At 72.9% G+C, this 21867-nt stretch carries 23 protein-coding genes; 9 read left to right on the plus strand and 14 right to left on the minus strand.

What is annotated here, in order from left to right; translation table 11 throughout:
- Positions 1–173 precede the first annotated feature (173 nt).
- A complete protein-coding gene (locus tag ACLJQZ_RS30460; RefSeq protein WP_410623287.1) occupies positions 174–902 on the minus strand; it encodes an alpha/beta fold hydrolase in 729 nt (242 codons plus the stop codon).
- A 46-nt stretch (positions 903–948) separates the two neighbouring features.
- Here ACLJQZ_RS30460 and ACLJQZ_RS30465 point away from each other — a divergent pair, with 46 nt between their 5' ends.
- The 3 genes from ACLJQZ_RS30465 to ACLJQZ_RS30475 all read left to right on the plus strand — a co-directional run bounded on the left by ACLJQZ_RS30465 (position 949) and on the right by ACLJQZ_RS30475 (position 3956).
- Complete coding sequence (locus ACLJQZ_RS30465; RefSeq protein WP_410623288.1) at positions 949–2211, plus strand: cytochrome P450; 1263 nt, start codon at positions 949–951, stop codon at positions 2209–2211.
- Complete coding sequence (locus ACLJQZ_RS30470) at positions 2211–3113, plus strand: LysR family transcriptional regulator (RefSeq protein WP_410623289.1); 903 nt, start codon at positions 2211–2213, stop codon at positions 3111–3113. The genes ACLJQZ_RS30465 and ACLJQZ_RS30470 overlap by 1 nt, the downstream gene beginning before the upstream one ends.
- A 96-nt stretch (positions 3114–3209) precedes the next feature.
- Positions 3210–3956: an SDR family NAD(P)-dependent oxidoreductase gene (locus ACLJQZ_RS30475; protein WP_410623290.1), complete on the plus strand. Its 747-nt coding sequence runs from the start codon at positions 3210–3212 to the stop codon at positions 3954–3956.
- A gap of 17 nt (positions 3957–3973) precedes the next feature.
- Here the strand turns inward: ACLJQZ_RS30475 and ACLJQZ_RS30480 are convergent, their stop codons facing one another.
- Both ACLJQZ_RS30480 and ACLJQZ_RS30485 read right to left on the minus strand, forming a co-directional pair.
- Entirely contained in the window at positions 3974–4795 is an 822-nt protein-coding gene (locus ACLJQZ_RS30480) for a carbon-nitrogen hydrolase family protein (protein WP_410623291.1), read from the minus strand.
- Entirely contained in the window at positions 4792–5586 is a 795-nt protein-coding gene (locus tag ACLJQZ_RS30485) for a DUF1295 domain-containing protein (RefSeq protein WP_410623292.1), read from the minus strand. The genes ACLJQZ_RS30480 and ACLJQZ_RS30485 overlap by 4 nt, the downstream gene beginning before the upstream one ends.
- Before the next feature lie 30 nt (positions 5587–5616).
- Here ACLJQZ_RS30485 and ACLJQZ_RS30490 point away from each other — a divergent pair, with 30 nt between their 5' ends.
- The gene (locus ACLJQZ_RS30490) at positions 5617–6108 is read left to right on the plus strand and encodes an EXPERA domain-containing protein (RefSeq protein WP_410623293.1); all 492 of its coding nucleotides are present in this window, start codon (positions 5617–5619) and stop codon (positions 6106–6108) included.
- A 16-nt stretch (positions 6109–6124) separates the two neighbouring features.
- Positions 6125–7336 carry a threonine synthase gene (locus ACLJQZ_RS30495; protein ID WP_410623294.1) on the plus strand — a complete coding sequence of 404 codons (1212 nt, stop codon included), beginning with the start codon at positions 6125–6127 and terminating at the stop codon, positions 7334–7336.
- Here ACLJQZ_RS30495 and ACLJQZ_RS30500 read toward each other — a convergent pair.
- On the minus strand, positions 7333–7686 hold the full coding sequence (locus tag ACLJQZ_RS30500) for an arsenate reductase family protein (RefSeq protein ID WP_410623295.1): 354 nt from the start codon (positions 7684–7686) through the stop codon (positions 7333–7335). The genes ACLJQZ_RS30495 and ACLJQZ_RS30500 overlap by 4 nt on opposite strands.
- A gap of 53 nt (positions 7687–7739) precedes the next feature.
- On the opposite strand from ACLJQZ_RS30500, the gene ACLJQZ_RS30505 reads away from it, so the two are divergent.
- Together ACLJQZ_RS30505 and ACLJQZ_RS30510 are read left to right on the plus strand one after the other, a co-directional pair.
- Positions 7740–8333 (plus strand): TetR/AcrR family transcriptional regulator, encoded by a 594-nt coding sequence (locus ACLJQZ_RS30505; protein WP_410623296.1) that lies wholly within the window; start codon positions 7740–7742, stop codon positions 8331–8333.
- Complete coding sequence (locus tag ACLJQZ_RS30510; RefSeq protein WP_410623297.1) at positions 8330–8947, plus strand: enoyl-CoA hydratase/isomerase family protein; 618 nt, start codon at positions 8330–8332, stop codon at positions 8945–8947. The genes ACLJQZ_RS30505 and ACLJQZ_RS30510 overlap by 4 nt, the downstream gene beginning before the upstream one ends.
- A 115-nt stretch (positions 8948–9062) precedes the next feature.
- Here the strand turns inward: ACLJQZ_RS30510 and ACLJQZ_RS30515 are convergent, their stop codons facing one another.
- The 3 genes from ACLJQZ_RS30515 to ACLJQZ_RS30525 all read right to left on the minus strand — a co-directional run bounded on the left by ACLJQZ_RS30515 (position 9063) and on the right by ACLJQZ_RS30525 (position 11642).
- A complete protein-coding gene (locus tag ACLJQZ_RS30515) occupies positions 9063–10286 on the minus strand; it encodes an RNA polymerase sigma factor (protein ID WP_410623355.1) in 1224 nt (407 codons plus the stop codon).
- 23 nt (positions 10287–10309) lie between these two features.
- Positions 10310–10660 carry a YciI family protein gene (locus ACLJQZ_RS30520; protein ID WP_410623298.1) on the minus strand — a complete coding sequence of 117 codons (351 nt, stop codon included), beginning with the start codon at positions 10658–10660 and terminating at the stop codon, positions 10310–10312.
- Between the two features lie 100 nt (positions 10661–10760).
- Entirely contained in the window at positions 10761–11642 is an 882-nt protein-coding gene (locus ACLJQZ_RS30525; RefSeq protein ID WP_410623299.1) for a M48 family metalloprotease, read from the minus strand.
- Positions 11643–11959: 317 nt separating this feature from the next.
- Here ACLJQZ_RS30525 and ACLJQZ_RS30530 point away from each other — a divergent pair, with 317 nt between their 5' ends.
- Positions 11960–12154 (plus strand): hypothetical protein, encoded by a 195-nt coding sequence (locus tag ACLJQZ_RS30530; protein WP_410623300.1) that lies wholly within the window; start codon positions 11960–11962, stop codon positions 12152–12154.
- Positions 12155–12244: 90 nt separating this feature from the next.
- On the opposite strand, the gene ACLJQZ_RS30535 is transcribed toward ACLJQZ_RS30530, so the two are convergent.
- Both ACLJQZ_RS30535 and ACLJQZ_RS30540 read right to left on the minus strand, forming a co-directional pair.
- Positions 12245–12625, minus strand: coding sequence for a YciI family protein (locus ACLJQZ_RS30535; protein ID WP_410623301.1), 381 nt, complete (start codon positions 12623–12625; stop codon positions 12245–12247).
- Between the two features lie 122 nt (positions 12626–12747).
- Positions 12748–14100 (minus strand): DHA2 family efflux MFS transporter permease subunit, encoded by a 1353-nt coding sequence (locus ACLJQZ_RS30540; protein ID WP_410623302.1) that lies wholly within the window; start codon positions 14098–14100, stop codon positions 12748–12750.
- A 25-nt stretch (positions 14101–14125) separates the two neighbouring features.
- Between ACLJQZ_RS30540 and ACLJQZ_RS30545 the strand changes: the two genes are divergently transcribed.
- Positions 14126–14557: a MerR family transcriptional regulator gene (locus ACLJQZ_RS30545; protein WP_326947198.1), complete on the plus strand. Its 432-nt coding sequence runs from the start codon at positions 14126–14128 to the stop codon at positions 14555–14557.
- Here ACLJQZ_RS30545 and ACLJQZ_RS30550 read toward each other — a convergent pair.
- The 5 genes from ACLJQZ_RS30550 to ACLJQZ_RS30570 are packed head-to-tail and all read right to left on the minus strand — an operon-like array spanning position 14547 to position 21814.
- Positions 14547–15281 (minus strand): BPL-N domain-containing protein, encoded by a 735-nt coding sequence (locus ACLJQZ_RS30550; RefSeq protein ID WP_410623303.1) that lies wholly within the window; start codon positions 15279–15281, stop codon positions 14547–14549. The two genes, ACLJQZ_RS30545 and ACLJQZ_RS30550, sit on opposite strands and share 11 nt — an antisense overlap.
- Positions 15278–16465, minus strand: a complete 1188-nt coding sequence (locus ACLJQZ_RS30555) for a heparan-alpha-glucosaminide N-acetyltransferase domain-containing protein (RefSeq protein WP_410623304.1) — start codon at positions 16463–16465, stop codon at positions 15278–15280. Before ACLJQZ_RS30555 ends, ACLJQZ_RS30550 begins: the two co-directional genes overlap by 4 nt.
- On the minus strand, positions 16462–17127 hold the full coding sequence (locus tag ACLJQZ_RS30560; protein ID WP_410623305.1) for a BPL-N domain-containing protein: 666 nt from the start codon (positions 17125–17127) through the stop codon (positions 16462–16464). The genes ACLJQZ_RS30555 and ACLJQZ_RS30560 overlap by 4 nt, the downstream gene beginning before the upstream one ends.
- A complete protein-coding gene (locus ACLJQZ_RS30565) occupies positions 17124–17927 on the minus strand; it encodes a dimethylarginine dimethylaminohydrolase family protein (RefSeq protein WP_410623306.1) in 804 nt (267 codons plus the stop codon). The genes ACLJQZ_RS30560 and ACLJQZ_RS30565 overlap by 4 nt, the downstream gene beginning before the upstream one ends.
- A complete protein-coding gene (locus ACLJQZ_RS30570) occupies positions 17924–21814 on the minus strand; it encodes a Pls/PosA family non-ribosomal peptide synthetase (RefSeq protein WP_410623307.1) in 3891 nt (1296 codons plus the stop codon). Before ACLJQZ_RS30570 ends, ACLJQZ_RS30565 begins: the two co-directional genes overlap by 4 nt.
- Positions 21815–21867: the final 53 nt, after the last annotated feature.

Here is a 21867-nt window from a genome sequence, read left to right on the forward strand (position 1 = left end):
GTACCACCGAACGGCGAAGATCCCTGTTTCCGCAGGTGACAGGGGGTGACTGCGCATCCGGGGTCGAGTACAGCCGTTCGTCCACCGAGGCTTTCTAGGCTGTGCGGGTCCGGTGGTGGCGAGGGGTTCGCGGTTCAGCCGTCGCGTGGGGTACGACGGCTGCACCCGGGCCTTCAGACGCCGAGGCGCTCCAGCAGGGCGCGCACGGCGGCTGGGTCCTCGACATGGGCGTTGTGCCCCAGGCCGGCGAGGGTGACCGAGTCCGGGTCCAGGGCGCGCAGCTGCTCCTGGCGGCTCATCGGGTCGTGCTCGCCCGCCGCCAGCACGACCGGGCACCGCGCCGCGGCGAGCAGGGCAGCCATGTCCGGAGCGCCCACGCCGAACGCGGCCGGGTCCATCGCGAGACGCCAACCTCCCTCCGTCTCGCGGAGCCCGGCCGGGTCGGCGGGCGCGATCCCGAGCAGGCCGGAGACCTTCAGGTACGCCTGGTCGGCGTCGGCCTGGGTCTCGAACACCCGCGGCGGCCGCACGGCGAACGACGCCGCCCGCCCCAGGTCGTCCTGGCTCCACTCGACCTTCACGCCCAGCGCCAGCACCCCGGTGACCTCGACGTCGTACTTCCCGGACGCGAGCTCGAGCGCGAGCACCCCGCCGAGCGAGTGCCCGGCGACGATCAGCGGGCCCGTGCCGGGCAACGCCCGCGCGACGGCGGCCGCCAGCGTCTCGAAGCTGTAGTGCGGCAGGGGCGCCGAGAGGCCGTGGCCGGGCAGGTCGGGCACCAGCACGCGCCGCGGGACCGCTTCGGTCAGGTGGGCCCACACGGCGCCGGTCGCGCCGAGCCCGTGCAGGAAGAGGATGGCCGGTTCGCCCTCGCCGCCGGTGCGCATGTTCAGCGTGTCCATCGCAGCAGCCTCCCCTACGTCGTGGCGCCGGGCTAGGGTCGGGCGCGTGGGGATCACCGATCCGGACGGCTACGTGCGGGGCGTCCCGTACGACGAGCTGGCGCGGCTGCGGCGCGAGACGCCGGTGGTGCGCGTCGACGACTTCTGGGCCGTGCTGAGCCACGCCGACGTCCGCACGGTGCTGCGCGACCCGGGCCGGTTCTCCTCCCAGCTCGGCGGGACGCAGATCCGCGACCCGGCCACCGGCCGCGACCTCGCGTACGTGCGCCGGATGATGCTCAACATGGACCCGCCGGAGCACGGCCGGCTGCGCGGGCTGCTGACCAGGGCGTTCACCCCGCGCGCGATCGCGAAGCTGACCCAGCAGATCGAGACGTCGGCGCGGGAGCTCGTCGCGGACGTCGCCGACCAGGGTGAATGCGACTTCGCGAAGGTCGCGGCCGACCTGCCGCTGCGCACGCTGGCCGCGGTGTTCGGCGTGCCGGAGCGCGACCGGCGGCTGATGTACGACTGGAGCAACCGCGTGATCGGCTACCAGGACGCCGAATACGCGGTCAGCTCGACGGTCGACCCGGCGGCGGTGACCGACCTGGCGCGGGCCGCGCTGGCCGTCCGGCCGGCACCGGGCCCGGACGGCGTGATGCCGGACCCGCGCACGCGCGCCGGGATGCCGGACCTCTACGCATACGCGAACGCCCTCGGCGAGTACAAGCGCGAGCACCCGGGCGACGACGTCATGAGCACCTTGATGCGGCACGTCGGCGACGACGGCGGCCGCGTCTCGCTGGCCGAGTTCGAGAACCTGTTCTGGCTGTTTTCCGTGGCGGGCAACGAAACCCTGCGCAACGGCCTGCCGGGCGGGATGTCCGCGCTGCTGTCGCACCCGGTGCAGTACCGGCGGCTGCTGGCCGACCGGTCGCTGCTGCCGTCCGCGGTGGAGGAGATGCTCCGCTGGTGGACGCCGGTGATGAACTTCCGGCGTACGGCCACTTCCGACGTCCGTCTGTCCGGTGTGGACATCCGGGCCGGGGACAAGGTGGTCGTGTGGTTCTCGTCGGCCAACCGTGATCCGGCGGCGTTCGACGATCCGGACGCGTTCGACATCGCGCGGACGCCCAACGACCACCTGACCTTCGGCCACGGCCCGCACTTCTGCCTCGGGGCGCAGCTGGCCCGGGTGCAGCTGCGGGCGATGTTCACGGCGGTGCTGGATCTGCTGGGCGAGGTCTCGCCGGCCGGAGAGCCGGTGCGGCTGCGGTCGAACTTCCAGAACGGGCTGAAGTCCCTGCCGATCACCTGGACGCCCTGATGGAGCTGCGCGAGATGCGGGCGTTCGTCGCCGTCGCCGAGGCGGGCACGCTGTCGAAGGCGGCGCGCGAGCTGCACGTCAGCCAGCCCGCGCTGTCCCAGACGATCACCGCGCTCGAGCGGCAGCTCGGGGTGCAGCTGCTGGTACGGGCCAGCACCGGTGTGCGGGCCACCGAAGCCGGGACGACGTTGCTGACCGAGGCCCGCGCGGTGCTGGCGCGGCACGACCAGGCCCTGGCCGCACTCGCCCGCCACACCACGGCCGGCGGCGGCGTGCTGCGGGTGGGCGTCCCGCTGGAGCTGCCGTCCGAGCTGCTGCCGACGGCGCTCGCGGCGGTGGCGGATGCCTGCCCGGACACGCGGGTGCGGGCCCGGCACCTGTCGACCGCGGCGCAGGTGGCCGCGCTGCGGGCCGGTGAGCTGGACGTCGGGCTGGTGCGCGAGCGCCCGTTCGGCCCGGACCTCGACGCGGTGCCGGTCGTCTCGGAGAACCTGGGCGTGTTGCTGGCCGCGGACCTGGCGGAGAAGCTGGGCGAGCCGGTCCGGCTGGAGGCACTGGCCGGGCTGGACTGGTTCGGCTTCGCGCGGTCGGGCAGCCCGGCGTGGTTCGACGAGCTGACCGCGATCCTGCGCAGCCACGGCCTCGACCTCGGCCCGGACGTCCCGGCGGAGCGGACCCTGATCGTCGAGCTGAAGCTGCCGGCGGTCGCGACCGGCGGCGCGTTCGCGCTGGCGCCGCCGGAGTGGCCGTACCCGCTGCCGGAGACGGTGACGTGGGTGCCGCTGGCGGGGCACCCGATCGTCCGGCGCACCTGGGCGGTCTGGCCCGCCGCGTCGCACCGGCGCGACCTCGGGAAGTTCGTGGCGGCCCTGGAAGACGCGGGGCATCGAACCGGCCGATAGCCGCCATAAGCAGTGCCGAACGCCGATCCGGAAGGCCGCGCGGCCGCTCCCGCTTGAACCCGGGGAATCACCCGAACGAGAGCAGGAGACGAGATCATGACTGCACAACTGTCCGGCACCACGGCGCTGGTGACCGGCGGAACCAGCGGGATCGGCCGGGCGACGGCGGTCGCGCTGGCCGGGCTCGGCGCCCACGTCGTGCTGTCGGGCCGGGACGCCACGCGCGGCGCCGAGGTCGTCGAGCGCATCCGCGCGGCGGGCGGCGAGGCCGACTTCGTCGCGGCCGATCTGACGGATGCCGCGTCGGCGCGGGCCCTGGCGGCGCGGGCGCGGGAAGCGGGCGGGCAGGTGGACGTGCTGGTGAACAACGCCGGCGTCTTTCCCTTCGGCCCCACCGGATCCGCGACGGAGGAGGAGTTCGACGGCGTCTTCGCGACCAACGTGAAGGCGGCGTTCTTCCTGGTGGCCGAGCTGGCCCCGGAGATGGCCGAGCGCGGGCACGGCTCGATCGTCAACGTGTCCACGATGGTCGCGAAGATCGGCCTGGCGGGCATGGCGCTCTACGGCGCGTCGAAGGCTTCGCTGGAGCTGCTGACGAAGGCGTGGGCGGCGGAGTTCGGCCCGTCCGGGGTCCGCGTGAACGCGGTCAGCCCCGGCCCGACCCGCACCGAGGGCACGGCCGCGATGGGCGACGCCCTGGACCAGCTGGCGTCGGCGGCGCCGGCGGGCCGGGCGGCATCCCCGGAGGAGATCGCGTCGGCGATCGCCTTCCTGGCGGCGGAGGGCTCGAGCTTCGTCCACGGCGCGATCCTCCCGGTGGACGGCGGCCGGGTGGCGGTGTGAGCCTCCGCGGGACGGCGTCACCGCAGGAAGGTGACGCCGTCCCGCGGCCGCTCGTCCACCGACAGCGCGAAGACGTCCGGCCGCGCGTAGTGGCCCGAGACGTCGAGGTTGTGGCGGGCCGTCACGACATCTTCGAGGTCGATTTCCGCCGTGATCAAGCCTTCTCCGGTCCACAGTGGACCGGCCAGGACGTCGCCCGTCGGGCCGACGATCACGCTTCCGCCGCGGAACGGATCGTCACCCGAAGCCTCGTACAGGCAGGCGGAGATCACGAAGCACCGGCCCTCGTCGGCGATGTGGCGCATCGACGCCTGCCAGACGTCCCGGTCGTCCGCCGTCGGGGCGCACCACAGCTCCACGCCCTTCGCGTACATCGCCGCGCGGAACAGCGGCATGTGGTTCTCCCAGCAGATCGCCGCTCCCGCCAGGCCCGCCGCCGTCGGGATCGCCGGGAGGGTCGAGCCGTCGCCACGGCCCCAGACCAGGCGTTCGCGCGCGGTCGGGACCAGCTTGCGGTGCTTGCCCACCAGCCCGAGCGACGGGTCGAGGAACACGACCGTGCTGTACAGCGTCGAGCCGTCCCGCTCGATCACGCCGACGACCAGGCTCGCGCCGGTCCGCGCCGCCAGTCCCGCCAGCTCCCTCGTCTCCGGCCCGGGCACGGTCACCGACGCGCGGAAGTAGTCCGCGAACGGCTCCCCACGCGGATAGCCCCCGAGGACGGCCTCCGGCAGCACCACCAGCGCCGCGCCCGACGCGCGGATCTCGTCCTCCCGGCCCAGCAGCCCCTCGAGGCCCACGGCCCCGGTCTGGAGCGCGGCGACGACGGACGTCGTCACCCGCGGACCGGCTCGCGCTTGGGCGGCCACGGCACCACTGCGGACGTGCGGCGCTGGTAGTCCGCGTACTCCGGGTAGCGCCCCAGCGTGATGCTCTCCGTGAACTTCGTCGATCCCACGAACAGCAGCGTCAGCAGGATCGCGCCCAGCACCGTCCACGTGAGACCCGCCGCGACCACGCCGAACGCCGCGATCACCCACCACTGGGCCTGCTCGAAGAAGAAGTTCGGGTGCCGCGAGTAGCGGAACAGGCCGTCCTGGCGGAAGCGCGTCGACGCCCGGCCCGCGTGCTTCTCGCGGTGGAACGTCCACTGCTGCTGGTCGGCGACCGTCTCCCCGGCCAGGAACGCCGCGAAGATCACCGCGACGACGACGTCCCAGGCGCCGAACGCGCCCTGGTGGTCCAGGGCCGTCATCGCGGGCAGCGTGATCAGCAGCAGGATCGCGTTCTGGTAGAGCGAGATGAAGAAGAAGTTGAACACCTGGAACTGCCAGGGCGCGAGCTTCTCCCGCAGCACCGCCCAGCGGTAGTCCTCGCCGCCGCGGGCGTAACCACCCTTCCGGGCGAAGTTGAACGTCAGCCGGACGCCCCACGCCAGGACCAGCGCGAACATCACGTCCAGCCGCGCGTCGGCGAACCCGGCGGCGCCGGCGAAGATCCCCAGGTAGGCCACCGGCACGATCGACCAGATCCGGTCGACCCAGGAGTACTCCCTGGTCAGCACCGACAGCAACCACGTGCCGAGCGTCACTCCGGCGAAGACGTACAGGCAGACCCGCAGCGCGTCCATGCGCTCACCATAAGACCTAGGATCGATCACATGAACCTGCCGCTGCGGGACCGGAAGATCGACATCTTCTTCGCGGTGCTGTTCTCGGCCTTCACGATCACTTCGCTGATCAGTGACCTGCTGCCGACCGTGGGCGTGGACTTCTCCCGGCCGTCCAGCAACTTCTTCGTCAACTCGAACTGGTGGTACGCCCACGACGCGGATCCGCTGTTCATGCACCCGCCGGACTGGATGCGGATCGTCACCGGGCTCTCGGCGTTCGGCTACATGCCGTTCTACGTCGTGCTCGTGTTCGCGCTGCTCAGCGGCAAGAACTGGATCCAGCTGCCGGCCGTGATCTACGCGACGATGATCGTCACGCTCACCGGGGTCGTCGTGTTCGGCGTCGAGTTCTTCGGCGACCCGGCCATGCGCACCGGCAACCCGGTGAAGTTCCTCGCGTTCAACCTGCCCTACGTCCTGGTGCCGCTCCTGCTGCTGATCCGGATGCGCGCGCCGAAGCCGTTCACCCGCCGCTTCTGACGCTTCCGGAGACACCGTGCCGTACTCGTTCCTCAGCCACCTCGAATGCTCCCGGACCGGCGAGCGCCTCGACGCCGACGTCGTCCAGGGCGTGTCCCCGGCCGGCGCGCCGCTGCTCGCGCGCTACGACCTCGACCGCGTCCGCGAAGCCGTGACGCCGAAGGAGATCTCCGGGCGCGAGCCGACGCTGTGGCGCTACCACGAGGTGCTTCCGGTGCGGTCGGCCGAGCACGTCGTGAGCCTCGGTGAGGGCATGACGCCGCTGCTGCGCCTGCCGCGCTACGGCCGTGAGCTGGGCCTGTCCCGGCTGTGGATGAAGGACGAAGGCCTGGTGCCGACCGGCTCGTTCAAGGCGCGGGGGGCCGCGGTCGGCGTCTCGCGGGCGGCCGAGCTGGGCGTGCGCGGGATCGCCATGCCGACGAACGGCAACGCGGGCGCGGCGTGGGCGTTGTACGCGGCCCGCGCCGGGCTGACGAGCCTGATCGCGATGCCGGACGACGCGCCGTCGATCACCATGCGCGAGTGCGTCGCGGCCGGTGCCGAGCTGTACCGGGTGGACGGGCTCATCGGCGACGCGGGGAAGCTCGTCGCCGCGGCGGTCCAGCGGCGTCCGGGCGTGCAGGAGGTCTCGACGCTGAAGGAGCCGTACCGCATCGAGGGCAAGAAGACGATGGGCTACGAGATCGCCGAGCAGTTCGGCTGGCGGCTGCCCGACGTGATCCTGTACCCGACCGGCGGCGGCGTCGGGATCATCGGGATCTACAAGGCCCTGCTGGAAATGCGGGAAATGGGCTGGGTCACCGGCGCGCTGCCCAAGCTGGTCGCCGTCCAGGCCACCGGCTGTGCCCCGATCGTCGAAGCGTTCTCGCGCGGTGACCGGGAGAGCGTGCCGTTCCCGGACGCCCGGACCGTCGCCTTCGGCATCACCGTGCCCAAGGCCCTGGGCGACTTCCTCGTGCTCGACGCCGTCTACGCGACCGGCGGCACCGCGGTGGCCGTCACCGACGAGGAACTGCTTGCGGCGCAACGGGAACTCTCCGAGCGCGAAGGCGCCTTCGTCTGCCCTGAGGGCGGAGCGTGCTTCGCCGCGTTGCGGCACCTTCGCGAGTCCAGCTGGCTCGAAGGTGATGAGGACGTCGTCGTGCTCAACACCGGCGCCGGGATCAAGTACCCGGAGACGGTGCCGCTGGACGTGCCGCTGCTGGCGAAGACCGACTCGATCCCCTAAAGGACCGACTGCACCGCTTCGGGCGTGCGGGCGACGACGGTCGTGCCGTCGTCCGCGGTGATGATCGGGCGCTGGATCAGCTTCGGGTGCTGCTCCAGGGCCTCGATCCAGCGCGCGCGGTCGGCCGGGGTGCGGCCCCACGTCTTGAGGCCGAGTTCCTTCGCGACCGGCTCGGTGGTGCGCGTGATGTCCCACGGCTCCAGGCCGAGCCGCTTCAGGACGGCCTTCAGTTCCTTCGCGGTCGGCGGGTCGTCGAGGTAGCGGCGCACGGTGTACTCCGCGCCGGCTTCGTCGAGCATCGACACCGCTGACCGGCACTTCGCGCACGCCGGGTTGACCCAGATCTCCACCGGCGCAGCCTACCGCGATGGTTTTGGAGCACGCGTTCTGTTACGGTCGCGGTATGCCCCGCCCCCGCGTCCACGACCTCGACGAGCTGCTCGACGTCGCCGAACGGCTCGTCGCTTCGTCGTCGGATGTCACCGTGCGCGGCCTGGCCGCGGCCGCGGGCGTGCCGAACGGGACGATCTACCACGCGTTCGGCTCGCTCAGCGCGTTGCTGGCCCGGGTCTGGCTGCGCGCCGCGACCGCGTTCCTCGATCTCCAGACCGCGCGCGTGGACCAGGCTTCCTCTCCGGTGGAAGCGGTCGTCGCGGCGGCCGACACGCCCGCGGTGTTCGTTTCCGTGCGGCCCGACGGGGCCCGGATGCTGCTGCGGGTCAAGGCGGACCGGCTGTTCGGGCCGGAGCTGCCCGACGAGCTGGCGGACGCCCTGCACGCGCTGGACAAGCGGCTGATCGCGCTGCTGGTCCGGCTCGCGCGGCTGGTGTGGGACCGCGGTGACGGCCTGGCCGTCGAGGTGATCACCACCTGCGTCGTCGACCTGCCGACCGCGTTCTTCCGCCGTGACATCACCGATCCCCTGGTGCGGGAGCGGCTCGCCGCCGCCGTGCGGGCCGTGCTGACCGTGCCCCCTCGAGAGAAGGACCGACCGTGACCGTTCTGCACCTGGGTGACGACGAAAACCGCTTCTCGCCGGACTGGCTGCAGCGCGTGCACTCCTTTGTGGACGGTGTCGACGGTCCGCTGGTGACCACCGGCAGCGGCAAGTTCTATTCGAACGGCCTCGACCTCGACTGGCTGATGGCGAACGGCGACCAAGCGGCGAAGTACGTCGCCGAAGTGCAGGAGCTGCTCGCCCGGATCCTGACGCTGCCGGTGCCGACGGTCGCCGCGGTCAACGGCCACGCGTTCGGCGCGGGCGCGATGTTCGCCATGGCGCACGACTTCCGCGTGATGCGCGCCGACCGGGGCTACTTCTGCTTCCCGGAGGCCGACATCAACATCCCGTTCACGCCGGGGATGGCGGCGTTGATCCAGGGCAAGCTGACCCCGGCCGCGGCGATCGCGTCGATGACCACCGGCCGCCGGTTCGGCGGCCCGGACGCGCTCGCGTTCGGCCTGGTGGACGAAACTGCTCCCGAAGGCGACGTGGTGAAGGTGGCTTCGGAGCGCGTCGCCGCCTTGGCGGGCAAGGACCGCGGCACCCTGGGCGCGATCAAGGCGACGATGTTCGCGCTGGCCGTCACCGCGCTGCGCACCCCGGCTTAGGCCTCCGCCCCCCGGTATCCAGCTTACCGGGGGTCACCGACAGTTCGGCCGGCTTGCTGCGGCTTGAAAGCCGTGAATGGCACATTGAGGGACTCTGAGTCCCTCAATGTGCCATTCACGGCTTTTGGCAGTCGGCGAGGCGGCGGCGCAGGTGGGCGCGCTCGGGTTCGGTGCCCGCCAGGGCGAGGGCGTCGCGGTAGGCCGACGCTGCTTCCGGCAGGCGGCCCAGACGGCTGAGCAGCTCGGCCCGCGCCGCCGGGAACGGGCTGTAGTCGCGGAGGCGGGGTTCCTCGGCGAGGGCGTCGAGGAGGGCCAGGCCCGCGGCCGGGCCGTCGCGCATCGCCACGGCCACCGCGCGGTTCAGCTCGACCACCGGGGACGGCGCCAGCCCGCGCAGCACGTCGTAGAGCGCGACGATCTGCGGCCAGTCCGTGCCCGCCACGTCCGGCGCCTCGTCGTGCAGTGCCGCGATCGCCGCCTGGACGCCGTAGAGCCCGGGCGGGCCGCCGGTCAGCGCGACGACGACCAGCGCGGCGCCCTCCTCGATCAGCGCGTGGTCCCAGCGGCCGCGGTCCTGGTCGTCGAGCAGCACGACGTCGCCGTCGCCGCCGGTCCGGGCGTCACGCCGCGCGTGGACCAGCAGCATCAGCGCGAGCAGGCCGGCGACCTCGCGCTCGGCCGGCAGCAGCCGGCGCAGGATCCGGCCCAGCCGGATCGCCTCCTCGGCCAGGTCGAGCCGCTGCAGGTCCGGGCCCGAACTGGCCGCGTACCCCTCGGTGAAGATCGAGTAGACGACCTGGAGCACGCCCGGCAGCCGGCCGGGCAGCTCGGCGGCGTCCGGTACCCGGAACGGGATCCGGGCCGTGCGGATCCGGTTCTTCGCCCGCACGATCCGCTTGCCCATCGTCGCGCTGGGCACCAGGAACGCGCGCGCCACCTCCGGCGTCGTCAGCCCGGCGAGGCAGCGCAGCGTCAGCGCCGTGCGGTCCTCCGCCGGCAACGCCGGGTGGGCGCAGGTGAAGAACAGCTGGAGCCGCTCGTCCGGCAGCTCGCCGTCGGGCGACGGGGCGGGCGCGGCGCGGTCGGCCTCGACCTGCAGCACCGCGAGCCGGGCCGCGTAGGCCTGGTCGCGGCGCAGCCGGTCGACGGCCTTGCGCCGCGCCGTCGTCATCAGCCACGCGCCCGGCTTCGGCGGCACGCCGTCGACGGGCCAGTGCACCAGCGCGGCCTCGATCGCCTCCGACGTCACCTCTTCGGCCAGGTCGAGGTCGCCGAACCGGCGGACGAGCGCGGCGAGCAGCAACCCGCGCTCCTCCCGGAACACCGCCTCGACCGACATCTCCACCTGCTCGGGCACCGTCGTCAGTCCCCGTACGAGGCGAGCGGCCGGACGACGATGTTTCCGCCGCCGAGGGCGCCCGGGCAGCGCGCCGCCCAGTCGAGCGCGACGTCGAGGTCCGGCACGTCGACGACGAAGTAGCCGCCCAGCACCTCGCGGGACTCGGCGAACGGCCCGTCGGTGACGATCCGCTCGCCGCGGTCGTCCACGCGGATCGCGGTGGCCGTGGTGAAATCGGCGAGCGAGTTCCCGTGGACGTAGATCCCGGCCTCCTTCAGGGACTTGTCGTAGAGCATCCAGTCCTCGGGCGTGCAGTCGCCCTTGGCCTGGCCGTCCGCGTCGAGCGAGGCGTTGATCAGCATCAGGTACTTCACGGTGTTCCTCCGTCGTGTCGTGGCTCGGTTGCCGTACGCCACCACTACGAACGGCCCGCGGCGCCGTGGACACCTTCGCCGGAGATTCTGCCTCTCGTGCTCAAAATCCGCCGCCGTGCTCCTTCAGCCGCTTGATCCGGTCGATGTGGGCCGGGTGCCCGGCCAGCAGCCGGGCCCACAGCCGCCGCTCGTCGCCGCGGTGCAGGGCGATCCACTCCTTGAGCAGCCCGATCAGCTCCGGGCCGTAGCCCAGCCGCGCCGCCATCAGGTCGGCCCGGTACTCGCCGAGCCGTTTCGACCAGGCGAGCACCGGGCCGAGCAGGGGCGCCAGCAGCAGCCACGGGTCGAGGAACGCGAGCGCCGTCAGGATCCCCAGGGTCAGCAGCACGGTGACGAGCACGGCGACCGCCCGCCCGAAGGCCGCGAACGCGCGGCCGACGTACGGCACGACCAGGGCGAGCAGCCGGACCAGGCGGGTCAGGATCCGGGCCGGGAGCTCCAGCCACCAGATCAGCAGGGAGATCCGCGTGTGCCCGGCGAGGTGGTGGCCGAGTTCGTGCGCGAGGATCGCTTCGAGACCGGCCCGCGGCAGGTCGAGCGCGGTCCGCGTCACCGCGACGGTCCGGCCACCGGCGGCGAAGGCGTTCAGTTCGCGGGAGCGTTCGACCCACAGCCGGTACCGGCCGCCGTCGACGCCCGCGGCCGCGCAGACCGCCTGCCAGCAGGGCGTCAGCCGGGCCAGCTCGCGGGCGGTGGGCGAGCGCATCCCGAACATCAGCGGCAGCAGGAAGTGCTCGAAGGCGGGTACGAACGTGATCCCGCCGGCGACCACCCACCCGGCGGGCACGACCCAGAAGTACGCGGGCCAGACGAGCTTCCCGAGCAGGACCAGCACGAGCCCGCTGCTGGCGACGACGGGCACGGAAAGCACGACACTCACGACGGCGGACAGGTCCGGCCGTGTCCTGGATCGTTCGCCCACGAAAGTTCACCTTGGCGGGTCACCCGGCCGAGCACAACGGCCGATCCAGCGCCGGTGTACCAGCACGAGCTACTCCGGCGACTGAGCGGTCACGGACTGTCGCCGCGACACGAGTCGACGATGGAGGTGTTCCCGTGAATACTTCCTCGCCCCGTGGTCCATCGGGGCCGTGCACGCAGTCCGGGTGCGGGGAGGCGCCGAGGTCCGTCAACGCCGACCCCGGCCACGCCGTAAAGGTCGATGTCGTCATCCGCGCCAGGACCGCCTGCGACGCCGGCCCCGGCGAGGTTGTCACGCCGCTGCGGATCGGCACCCAAGTGAAGGCCGTGCTGAGCTCACCGTCGTTCCCCGGGCACGCCACCTTGATCGGCTCCGACGTCCAGGCCCTCGACGACACCCGACCGGAAGCGCAGTGGACCTGGGAAGTGATCGGCGACCGCCCTGGCGAGTATTCGTTTTCACTGGTCGTGTCGACCGTTGGCGACGACGGGAAGACCGTCGTCTGCTGCTGAAGCAGCCGGGGTCCGGTCGGCGCAGAAGGTCACCGTGAGACAGGCGGCCGTCCGGCGGCGGGCGGAGCGCACCCGCCGCCGGGCACGGCGTCAGCCGGGGATCTCGTCGAACTCGACGACCTGGCGCACTTCGACCTCGACCTCGGCTTCGAACAGCTCGGCGTACGACTTCGCGAACTCGACGGCGTCCGCCCGGTCCTCGGCGTTGATCAGCGCGAACCCGCCGATGACCTCCTTGGCCTCGGCGAACGGGCCGTCGGTGACGCGGACCGCGGCGCCGCGGACCCCGGCGCCGCGAGGCTTGCGGATGAGCGCGCCCGTCGCCGACGGGTGGACGCCCTCCGCCGTGATCAGGCGGCCGTTGCCCATCGACTCCTGGATGAACGCGCCCATCTTCTCGATGAACTCCGGGGCGGGGTCCCACGCCTCGGGGGCGCTCTCGTCGAGGCGGTGCATCATGAGGAAACGCATGGCTGACTCCCTGGTTCTCTCAGCCGGGGTCCGGTTCTCTCGGACGCGATGACCGGCCTTCACCCCCGCGTCGATCGGGCGCTCGCGGCGTTCGACATTTCCCCGGGAAGATCTTCCGCAGACTACCGTGTGACCTGCGTCACTTCGACCGGTACGCGCTTCACGGCCGCGCTGACCAGGGCCAACACGACGAGACCGGCCCCGAGCCCGGCCTCCACCCAGCCCACGCCGGGCACCGCGCCGGCGATCGCGACGCCCAGCGTGGTGCCGGTCTGCCGCCCGGTCGAGGCCAGGGCGGCCGCCACCCCGGCCATCGACCCCGGCATCCCGGCCATCGCCGTGGTCGTGATCGGCGGGTTGACCGTGCCGAGGAAGACGCCGAAGAGCAGCGAGACCGCGAGCACGGCGACCAGCGGGGTGGCCGGCCCGAGCCAGGCCGACGCGACGCCGCCCAGCGTGAGCGCGCTCCCGGCCACGACCAGCGGCAGCCGCGGCCCGCGCGTGCCGACCAGCCGGCCGGTGACCGGGGACAGCACCAGGACCAGCGCTCCGACCGGGAGCAGGCACAACCCGGCGTCCAGCGCCGACAGCCCGCGGACGTCCTGCAGGTACTGCGTCGTCACGAACAGGAACGCGCCGAAGCCACACAGCGCGAAGACCGCCATCACGATCGCCGCGCTGAACGAGACGCTGCGGAACAGCCGCAGTTCGAGCAGCGGATCCGCGCGTCGCGGCTCGTACGCGAGGATCCCCGCGACGCCGAGCGCGGCCACGGCGAGCAGGCCGAGGACCACCGGCGACGACCAGCCGAGCCCCCGGGACCCGATGGTCGCCGCGACGACGCCGCCGAGCACGAGCACCACGAGGACTTGCCCGACCGGGTCGAACCGGCGGGCACGAGCGGCGCGGGACTCGGGCACGAACCGCGCGGTGGCCACGATCGCGCCGGCGACGATCGGGACGTTGACCCAGAAGACCGCACGCCAGCCGAAGCCGTCGACGAGGAGGCCGCCGAGGATCGGCCCCATGACCAGTGCCAGCCCGGACATGGCGCCGAAGACGCCGATGGCGCGGGCCCGCTCGGCCGGGACGGGGTAGGCGGTGGCGACGATGGCCATCGCGACCGGGTTGAGCATGGTGCCGCCGGCGGCCTGCATCGCGCGGGCCGCGATCAGCCACCCGATGCCCGGCGCGAGCCCGCACAGCAGCGACCCGGCGCCGAAGACGGCGAGCCCGGTCAGGAAGACCCGCTTGCGGCCGACGCGGTCGGCGGTGGATCCGGCGAGCACGAGGAACCCGGCCAGCACGAGCGTGTAGGCGTCGATCGCCCACTGCTGCCCGGCCAGGGAGGCGTGCAGATCGCGGCGGATCGACGGGAGGGCGACGTTGACGACGGAGATGTCCATCACCACGACGACGATGCTGACGCAGCAGATCGCCAGCACGAGTCCCCGGTTGACTGTCGGAGCGTTCATGGGTTCCGACGCTAGGATTTAGAGTGTGCTCGAAGTCAAATCACCGCCCATCCCGGCGGCGGGGCTGACGATCGCCGACGCCGCCCGCCGCACCGGGGTCAGCGCGCACACGCTGCGCTACTACGAACGCGCCGGCCTGGTGGTCACCCGCGTCGACCGCACCGCCGGCGGCCGGCGCCGCTACCGGAAGCTGGACCTGGACTGGATCACGGTCTGCACCCGCCTGCGCGCCACCGGCATGCCGATCAAGACGATCCGCGAGTACGCCGAACTGGTGGCCGCCGGGCGCGGCAACGAGCAGGACCGGCTGGCGCTGATGGAGGCCCACCGCGCCGAGGTGCTCGCGAAGCTGGCCGAGCTGCAGGAGAACCTGCAGCTGATCGACCACAAGATCGACGTCTACCGGGGCCGGCTGGAAGCCGGTGACGCGGACCGGCTGTGGGCGCCTAGGGGGTGAGCGTGCGGTCCACCAGCTCGAGCCCGAGGTCCGGCGTCACGCCGTCCGGGTTCGTCAGGCGCACGTCGCGGTACCAGGACTCCGGCGCCTCCGGGTGCGGGCCGACCACGCCGACGCGGCCTTTCCCGTACGGCGCGACCAAAGCCGCGATCTTGTCGTTCGTGTACCGCGCGAGCACGGTCGCCTGCGCGCCGGACCGCAGGACGAAGTCCGGGCCGTCCTGGAAGTACATCCGACGGCGCTTGCCCTGCCAGTCGACCGGGATCACGGTGTCCCGGGTCGACCGCACTTCGGCCCCCGACGTGCCGATGTACTGCTCGGTGTCGCCCGGCAGCAGGCTGAACCCCGGGGTCGCGCCCGCCAGGTAGCCGCCCAGGCAGAACCCGAGGTAGTGCCCGCCGCCGCGGACGTAGCCGGTGATCACGTCGGCGTAGCGGCGCATCGCGCGCCAGCCGTCGTCGAGGGAACCGCCGCCCGGCTGCGCGTACACCGCCGCCGTCGCGAGCGCCGCGGCCGTCAGCGGGGTCTTCTCGTCCGGGCCGCAGAACTCGACGCGCAAGCGATTGCGCAGCAGGTCCGCGACGGCGTCCGAGCAGGCGCCGGTCGACGCCTTCCCGCGGTAGACCAGCGCCAGCGGCCGGGTGTCCGGCCCGGGCGCGCCGCACGCCGCGAGCAGTCCGGCCGCGACAGCGCCCGTCAAGACCAGCCGGCGGGAGACCGTCACGTCGCGACCCGCAACCGGGGCGCGGCCGCCAGCCGCCGTTTCGCGCGCGTGGCCAGCGCCGTGACCAGGGCTTCCAGCGGGCCCTTCCCGGCCGTCGCCCGCCAGGCCAGGCCCACCACGAGGACTCCGGCGACCTGCAGCGCGTAGCCGACGCCGGAGGTGTAGACGTCGTAGTCGGAGTTCAGGAACATGATGTGCGCCGTGTAGAAGGTGAGCGTCATGCTCCCGGCCGCGGCGAGCGGCGCGAAGACGATCTTCGCCACCCGCAGGCGGCCGAGCAGGAGCAGCAGCCCGAGCAGGCCCATCGCCGCGCCCGTGGTGCCGATCAGGTCGGGCGCGGTGCCGGTGTGCGGCCCGTCGACCGCGAGCCACCAGGCGGTCGACGTCGGCGTGGTGCCGTCGCCGCCCAGGTTGAGCAGTTCGGTGGTCTCCGGCGCGGTCAGGACGCTGCCCGGCTGCGCGGCCCAGATCGCCGCCAACCCACCGAAGCGGTTCAGCAGCACCCACGACACCGCGGCGGCGCCGACGGCCATCGTGACCCCGGTGACCAGCAGCGTGACCGCGACCTTGACGCGGCTGAGCGTCAGGCGGCCGATCACGATCCCCGCGCACAGGTACGCGGTCCACGAGAGGGCCGGGTACTCCCCCGTCAGCGTCAGCTCGGTCAGCAGCCGCACGGGATGCTCTGCGGCGTAAGCGAAACCGTTGTTCAGCAGGGTCGGCTCGGCCAGGTGCGGCTGCAGCAGGTGGGTCAGCGGCGGGACGCCGGCCACCACCGCCACGCCCACCCCGGCGACCGCCCAGCTCGGCAGGAGCACCAGCGGGATCGCGAGCAGGAACAGGATCGCGTAGTACGGCAGGATGACGACGGCGAGCTCGGCGTCGGTGTACCCGAGCGCCAGGCCGATCGCGCCGATCGCCAGCCCACGCACGGCCAGCATCGCCGCGGTGGGCCCGAAGTCCGCCCGCGACACCCGGCGGCGGCCGGTCATGAACGCGATCCCGAGCCCGGCCAGCACGGCGAACGTCGCCGCCGCGCGGCCGCCGAAGATCGCGAACGCCGTCGACGGGTGGCCGGGCGAGCTTTCCTCGATCAGCGAGTGCACGGCCATCATGCCGAGCAGCGCGATCCCGCGGGTGGCGTCGACCGCCGTCAACCGGACCTTGGGCGCCGGGGCGGTCATCGGGCCATCACCGAGTCGACGAGGTCGAGCCCGAGGTCGTGGCCGTACCGCAGCAGCGGCGGCCGCAGCCCGCCGTCGGCGTACCAGTCCCGGGTGGCTTCCGGGTGCGGTCCGACGACGCCGACCCGCCCGGCGCCGAACGGCGCGACGAGCGCGGCGACCGTGCCGTTCGGGTAGGTGGCCAGCACGTCGGCGGCGGCGGGCCGGTCCAGCAGGAACACCGGGCCGTCCTGGAAGTAGAGCTTCCGCCGGCGGCCGCGCCAGCGGACCTTGACGACGGCGTCCTCGTCGTGGTCGACGGTCGCGTCCTCGGTGTCGATGTAGCGGTCGGTGTCGCCGGGCAGCAGGCCGAACCCCGGCGTCGCACCGGCGAGGTAGCCGCCCAGGCAGAACCCGAGGTAGCGCCCGCCGCCTTCGACGAACGCGCGGACGTCGTCGCGGTGGCGGCGCAGTTTCCGGTACGCGCTCCCGAGAGTTCCGCCGCCGGGCTGGGCGTACAGCGCAGCACCGGCCAGGGCCGCCTCGCCGAGCTTGAACTTCTCGTCGAGCCCGGTGAAGCGGACGTCGAAGCCGTGCTTGCTCGACTTCAGCAGGTCGGCGACGGCTTCCGGGCAGCCCGGCAGGGACGCGGGACCGCGGTAGACGAGGGCGAGCGGCCTCACGCCGTCCGCTCCGGGTTGTCGAGCGTCAACGCGGTGCACCGCACGCCGCCCCCGCCCTTGCGCAGCTGCGTCGTCTCGAGTTCGACGACGGTCAGCCCGCGCTCGCGCAGGGTCGCGGCCAGCTCCGGAACGCCGCTGGTCATCGTGACCGTGGCGCCGTCGCTGACGAGGTTCAGCGCGAACCGCTCGGCCTCGGCTTCGGTGACCTCGATGAGCGTGCCGCCCAGCTCCCGCAGCCGGGCCTGGCTCGGCTCGTCGAGCGCCGCCGGGCAGTACGCGAGCACGTCCGGTGTGACGACGGCGACCGCGAGGTCCAGGTCGTACCAGCGCGGGCCGGTCGTGCGCAGCGGCACGATGTCGTAGCCGAGCGCGTCGGCGACGACGTCGTGCGCGCGGCGGTCGGTGCGCTGCCCGTAGCCGGCCAGCAGCAGGTCGCCGTACGCCAGCGCGTCACCCTGCCCGCTGAACGCGTACGGGCTCTCGACGACCTCGAAACCCTTGGCGCGGAACCACTCCCGGTGGTACGGCGTCTCGTCGCGACGCTCCGGCGGCAGGTTCGCCAGCACGGCCCGGCCGCCGCGCACGACGGCGGCGTTAGCCGTGTAGACCATGTCCGGGCACTCCGGCGCCGGGTCGAGGAACTCCACCTTGCGCCCGGCGGCCAGATGCGCGGCCACGAGCGCGTCGTGCTCGGCGACGGCGGCCGCGACGTCCGGCTGGACCGCCGTGTCCATGTACGGGTTGATCTCGTAGTCGACGCGGAAGTGGTGGGCGCCCGACATCAGCAGTGCGGTGTTCATGCCGGTAGTCCTTTCAGCGTAAGGAGTTGCGCGGGGATGCCGCGCCAGGAGGTGCGCGAGCCGAGGTGCTCACCCTTCATCAGCAGCGACAGCGACCCGAGGGAGACGCCGTCGCCGACGACCGCGTCGTAGAGCACGATCGCGCGGGTGCCCACGGTCGCGCCGTCGCCGACGGTGACGACGGACATCTTCATCACCCGGTCCTCGAACAGGTGAGTCTGCAACGAGACCTCGGTACCGATCGTGGCGTCGTCGCCGACACGCACCAGGTCGAACTCGGTGAGGTAGGTCGTGCCGAGCCACGTCCGCCTGCCGATCCGGGCGCCGAACCAGCGCAGCAGCGGCGGCAGCATCGGCGTCCCGGCCAGCATGCCCAGCCCAGCCGGGACGGCGGCCGACTCGTACAGGCCGGTGACGAACTCGCTGCGCCGCACGAACGGGCTCCACAGCGGCTCGACGCGTGCGGTGTACTCCCCGATGACGTTGCGTTTCGTCGCCGCGCAGAACCCGATCACGCCGAGCCCCGACGCCATCGCGACCAGCGGCGACACCAGGGCCGGCACCGGCAGGTCCCGGCCGAACGCGAGCCCGGACAACGTCAGCAGGAACAGGTAGAAGCTCAAGGCCAGCAGCGACGCGGGCAGCGTGGCGCGCGCGAACTCGATGGCGAGCCGCTGCCGGACCACGCGACGCGGCGGGCGGAACGTCTGCTCCTCCGGGAAGTCGCCGCTGTCCTGCCGCCGCGGCAGGTGCATCGCGGGCGAGCCGAGCCACGACGAGCCGTCCGGCACGTGCTGCCCCGGCGGCACCGTGCCGACGCCGACCAGGGAGCCGTCCCCCAGCTCCGTCCCGGCCGGGACGACCGACGCGTTGCCGACGAACGCGCGCCGGCCGACGTCGGTGGTGAGGAACGCGACCCGGCCGCGGGCGAAGGTCGCCGCGCCGACGGTCGCCATGTCCGCGACGAAGCTTTCGCTGCCCAGGGTGAGCAGGTCCGGGTCGAGGTGCCCGGCGGTGGACACCTCGGCGCCGCGGCCGATCCGGGCACCCAGCAGCCGCAGCCACGGGACGGTGTACAGCGTGGCGTACAGCGAGTTCGTGAAGGTCAGGCTGAACTCGAGGAGCTTGTCCGCGACCCACTTGCGCACGCCGAGCCCGGACCGGACCGGGTGGACCCCGACCGGCGTGGCCGGCAGCACGAGCCGGCGGCCGAGGGCGACGACCACGCAGACCGTCAGCACGAAGACCGGGCCGGCCAGCAGCGTGGCCACCACGCCGGCGAGCACGCCCCAGCCGAGCAGCGCCCACCACACCAGCGCCACGCTCGGCAGGATCAGGCAGATCGCGCCGACCTCGAGCGCGCCGAGCCCCAGCAGCGTCAGCAGGATCTGGTGGACGCGCCAGCCGCGCGCCACCGGCGTCTCGCCCAGCATGTCCTCGACCGCGGGGGAAAGGGCGTCGACGCGCTCCGGCGGCGAGCCCGACCAGCGCTGGCCGTCGGGCACGGACTCGCCGCGCCCGAGCATCGACTGCTCGGCCAGCGCGGCGTCCGCCCCGACCGAGGAGCCGGGCTCCAACACGGCGTTCGCCCCGACGAACGCGCGGTCGCCGACGGTGATCTCGCCGACGGTGACCCAGCCGTCCTCGACCCGCCACGGCCGCAGCACGGCGCCGTAGCCGATGGCCGCGTCGTCGCCGATGTGCACGAGAGCAGGCAGCGAGACCGAGCTGGTGGCGATCACCGCGCGCTTGCCGACACGCGCGCCGAGCAGCCGCAGGTACAGCGGCATCAGCCCGGACCCGCTCACCACCGGCAGCGGGCCGACGCTCAGCAGCAGGTCGAGCGTCCACAGCCGCAGGTACGTCGGGCCCCACAGGCGGTAGCGGCCGGGCCGGATGCCCGCGGACAGCGGCCGGACCACCAGCAGCGGCACCAGCCAGCGGACGCCGAGGTAGCTGACCAGGATCGCGACCAGCAGCTGGGCGAGGACCGGGACCGAGACGTCACCGTTGTTCCAGGTGTAGACGTAGGCGACCGGCAGCGTGATCACCAGCAGCAGCAGGTAGATCACCGCGGTCTGCGCCGCACCGGCGGCCGCGATCCGGCGCGCGCCGGATCGCAGCGGCTCGTAGCGCGGCTCGCCCGCCGGCGCCGCCGCGGGCTTTCCCAGGTGGGCGGCCAGATCCCGGACCTTCGGGTGGGCGTACAGGTCACGGACGGCGATGCCGGCGCCCGCGTCGTGCTCGCGCAGCCGGGACACGACCGTCGCGGCGAGCAGCGAGTGGCCACCCAGGTCCGTGAAGAAGTCCGCGGTGACCGAAAGGTCCTCCGGCGCCATGGCGAACGCTTCGGCCCACACCCGCGCGAGCAGCTCCTCGGCGTCGCCCTCCGGCGCGACGACCGGGCCGTCCGTCGTCCGCTTCCGGCCTTCGGGCACGGGCAGCTCGCGGCGGTCGACCTTGCCGCTGGGCATCATCGGCAGCTGCGGGAGCGTCACGAAGAAGCCCGGCACCATGTAGGCGGGCACCTGCTCGCGCAGGGTTTCCCGCAGGCGCCGGAACAGCTCGGTCTCGTCTTCGTCCGAAGTGGACACGACGTAGCCGGCGAGCTCGGGCGCGCCGGGCGTCACCTCGACCATCGCCGCGGCGGCCGCGGACACGTGCGCGTCGGCGAGCAGCACGCTCTCGATCTCGCCGAGGTCGACGCGGTGACCGCGGATCTTGACCTCGGCGTCGGCGCGGCCCAGGTACTCGATTTCCCCGTTGTCCCAAAGCTTTCCGAGGTCACCGGTGCGGTAGACGCGCTCGCCGTCGTGCTGGAAGAACTTGTCCGCGGTCAGCTCCGGGCGCCCGACGTACCCCTTCGCCACACCGGGACCGCCGATGCAGATCTCGCCGACCTCGCCGTCCGGCACCGGGCGGCGGTCGTCGTCGAGCAGGACCACGGAGTAGGTCGGCACGGGCACGCCGATGGTGACCGGCCGGCCCGGGAGCAGCTCGCACCAGGTAGCGGTGACGGTGGCTTCGGTGGGGCCGTAGGTGTTGAGGATCCGACGCCCGGGTCTCGCCCACCGGTCGACCAGCTGCCGCGGGCAGGCTTCCCCGCCGACGAGCAGGTTGCGCAGCAGGGGAAGCTCGTGCGGGATGGTCGCCAGCAGCGTCGGCACGCAGTAGAGAACGGTGATCCGCCGCTCGGTGAGGAACTCGGCCAGCTCGGCGCCGAGCCGCCGGGAGTCCTCGGGCCCGGCCACGAGCGTCGCCCCGACCGCCCAGGTCGGCCAGATCTCCTCGATCGAGAAGTCGAAGGAGATCGTCATGCCCTGGTAAACGCGGTCGTCCGGGCGCACGTCGTAGAGCTCCGGCACGACGTCGAGGAAGTTGCGGATGCTGCGCTGCGCGACCTCGACGCCCTTCGGCCGGCCGCTGGAGCCGGAGGTGTAGATGATGTACGCGCTCGGGTCCGGGTCGAGCAGGTCGTCTTCACGCAGGTCCGGCCGGTCGTCGCGGCCGCCGTCCGGCAGGTCGGCGAGGTCGAGCACCGGGCAGGCGGCGTCCCCGGTGCGCCCGGCGAGCGTGGCCGTCGTCAGGAGCAGGTCGGCCCGGGAGTCCTCGGTGATGTAGGCGATCCGGTCCGCGGGCGAGGCCGGGTCGATCGGCACGAAGACCCCGCCGGCCTTGCCGATGCCGAGCAGGCAGACGTAGGTGTGCACGCTGCGTTCGACGAGGATCGCGACCCGGGACCCGCGCCGGACGCCGGAAGCGCGCAGGTGGTGCGCGAGCCGGTTGGCCCGCCGGTCCAATTCCGCGTAACTCAGAGACTCGCCGCCGGCTTCGACGGCGATCGCGTCCGGAACGACGTCGGCGGTCCGTTCGAAAATGTGGTGCATCCGCGGAATCGGTTTCCGCACCCGTGTGGGCGTTGTGGTCCCGACCGCGAAAT

Origin of the sequence: Amycolatopsis sp. cmx-8-4, assembly GCF_046548675.1 — a bacterium.
Lineage (GTDB): Bacteria > Actinomycetota > Actinomycetes > Mycobacteriales > Pseudonocardiaceae > Amycolatopsis.

Coding starts and splice junctions, on each gene's coding strand:
- ACLJQZ_RS30540 (WP_410623302.1), bottom strand. CDS start 14,100: ATGAACGCTCCGACAGTCAACCGGGGACTCGTGCTGGCGATCTGCTGC.
- ACLJQZ_RS30490 (WP_410623293.1), top strand. CDS start 5,617: ATGAACCTGCCGCTGCGGGACCGGAAGATCGACATCTTCTTCGCGGTG.
- ACLJQZ_RS30535 (WP_410623301.1), bottom strand. CDS start 12,625: ATGCGTTTCCTCATGATGCACCGCCTCGACGAGAGCGCCCCCGAGGCG.
- ACLJQZ_RS30485 (WP_410623292.1), bottom strand. CDS start 5,586: ATGGACGCGCTGCGGGTCTGCCTGTACGTCTTCGCCGGAGTGACGCTC.
- ACLJQZ_RS30555 (WP_410623304.1), bottom strand. CDS start 16,465: ATGACCGCCCCGGCGCCCAAGGTCCGGTTGACGGCGGTCGACGCCACC.
- ACLJQZ_RS30470 (WP_410623289.1), top strand. CDS start 2,211: ATGGAGCTGCGCGAGATGCGGGCGTTCGTCGCCGTCGCCGAGGCGGGC.
- ACLJQZ_RS30570 (WP_410623307.1), bottom strand. CDS start 21,814: ATGCACCACATTTTCGAACGGACCGCCGACGTCGTTCCGGACGCGATC.
- ACLJQZ_RS30515 (WP_410623355.1), bottom strand. CDS start 10,286: ATGTCGGTCGAGGCGGTGTTCCGGGAGGAGCGCGGGTTGCTGCTCGCC.
- ACLJQZ_RS30505 (WP_410623296.1), top strand. CDS start 7,740: ATGCCCCGCCCCCGCGTCCACGACCTCGACGAGCTGCTCGACGTCGCC.
- ACLJQZ_RS30565 (WP_410623306.1), bottom strand. CDS start 17,927: ATGAACACCGCACTGCTGATGTCGGGCGCCCACCACTTCCGCGTCGAC.
- ACLJQZ_RS30475 (WP_410623290.1), top strand. CDS start 3,210: ATGACTGCACAACTGTCCGGCACCACGGCGCTGGTGACCGGCGGAACC.
- ACLJQZ_RS30460 (WP_410623287.1), bottom strand. CDS start 902: ATGGACACGCTGAACATGCGCACCGGCGGCGAGGGCGAACCGGCCATC.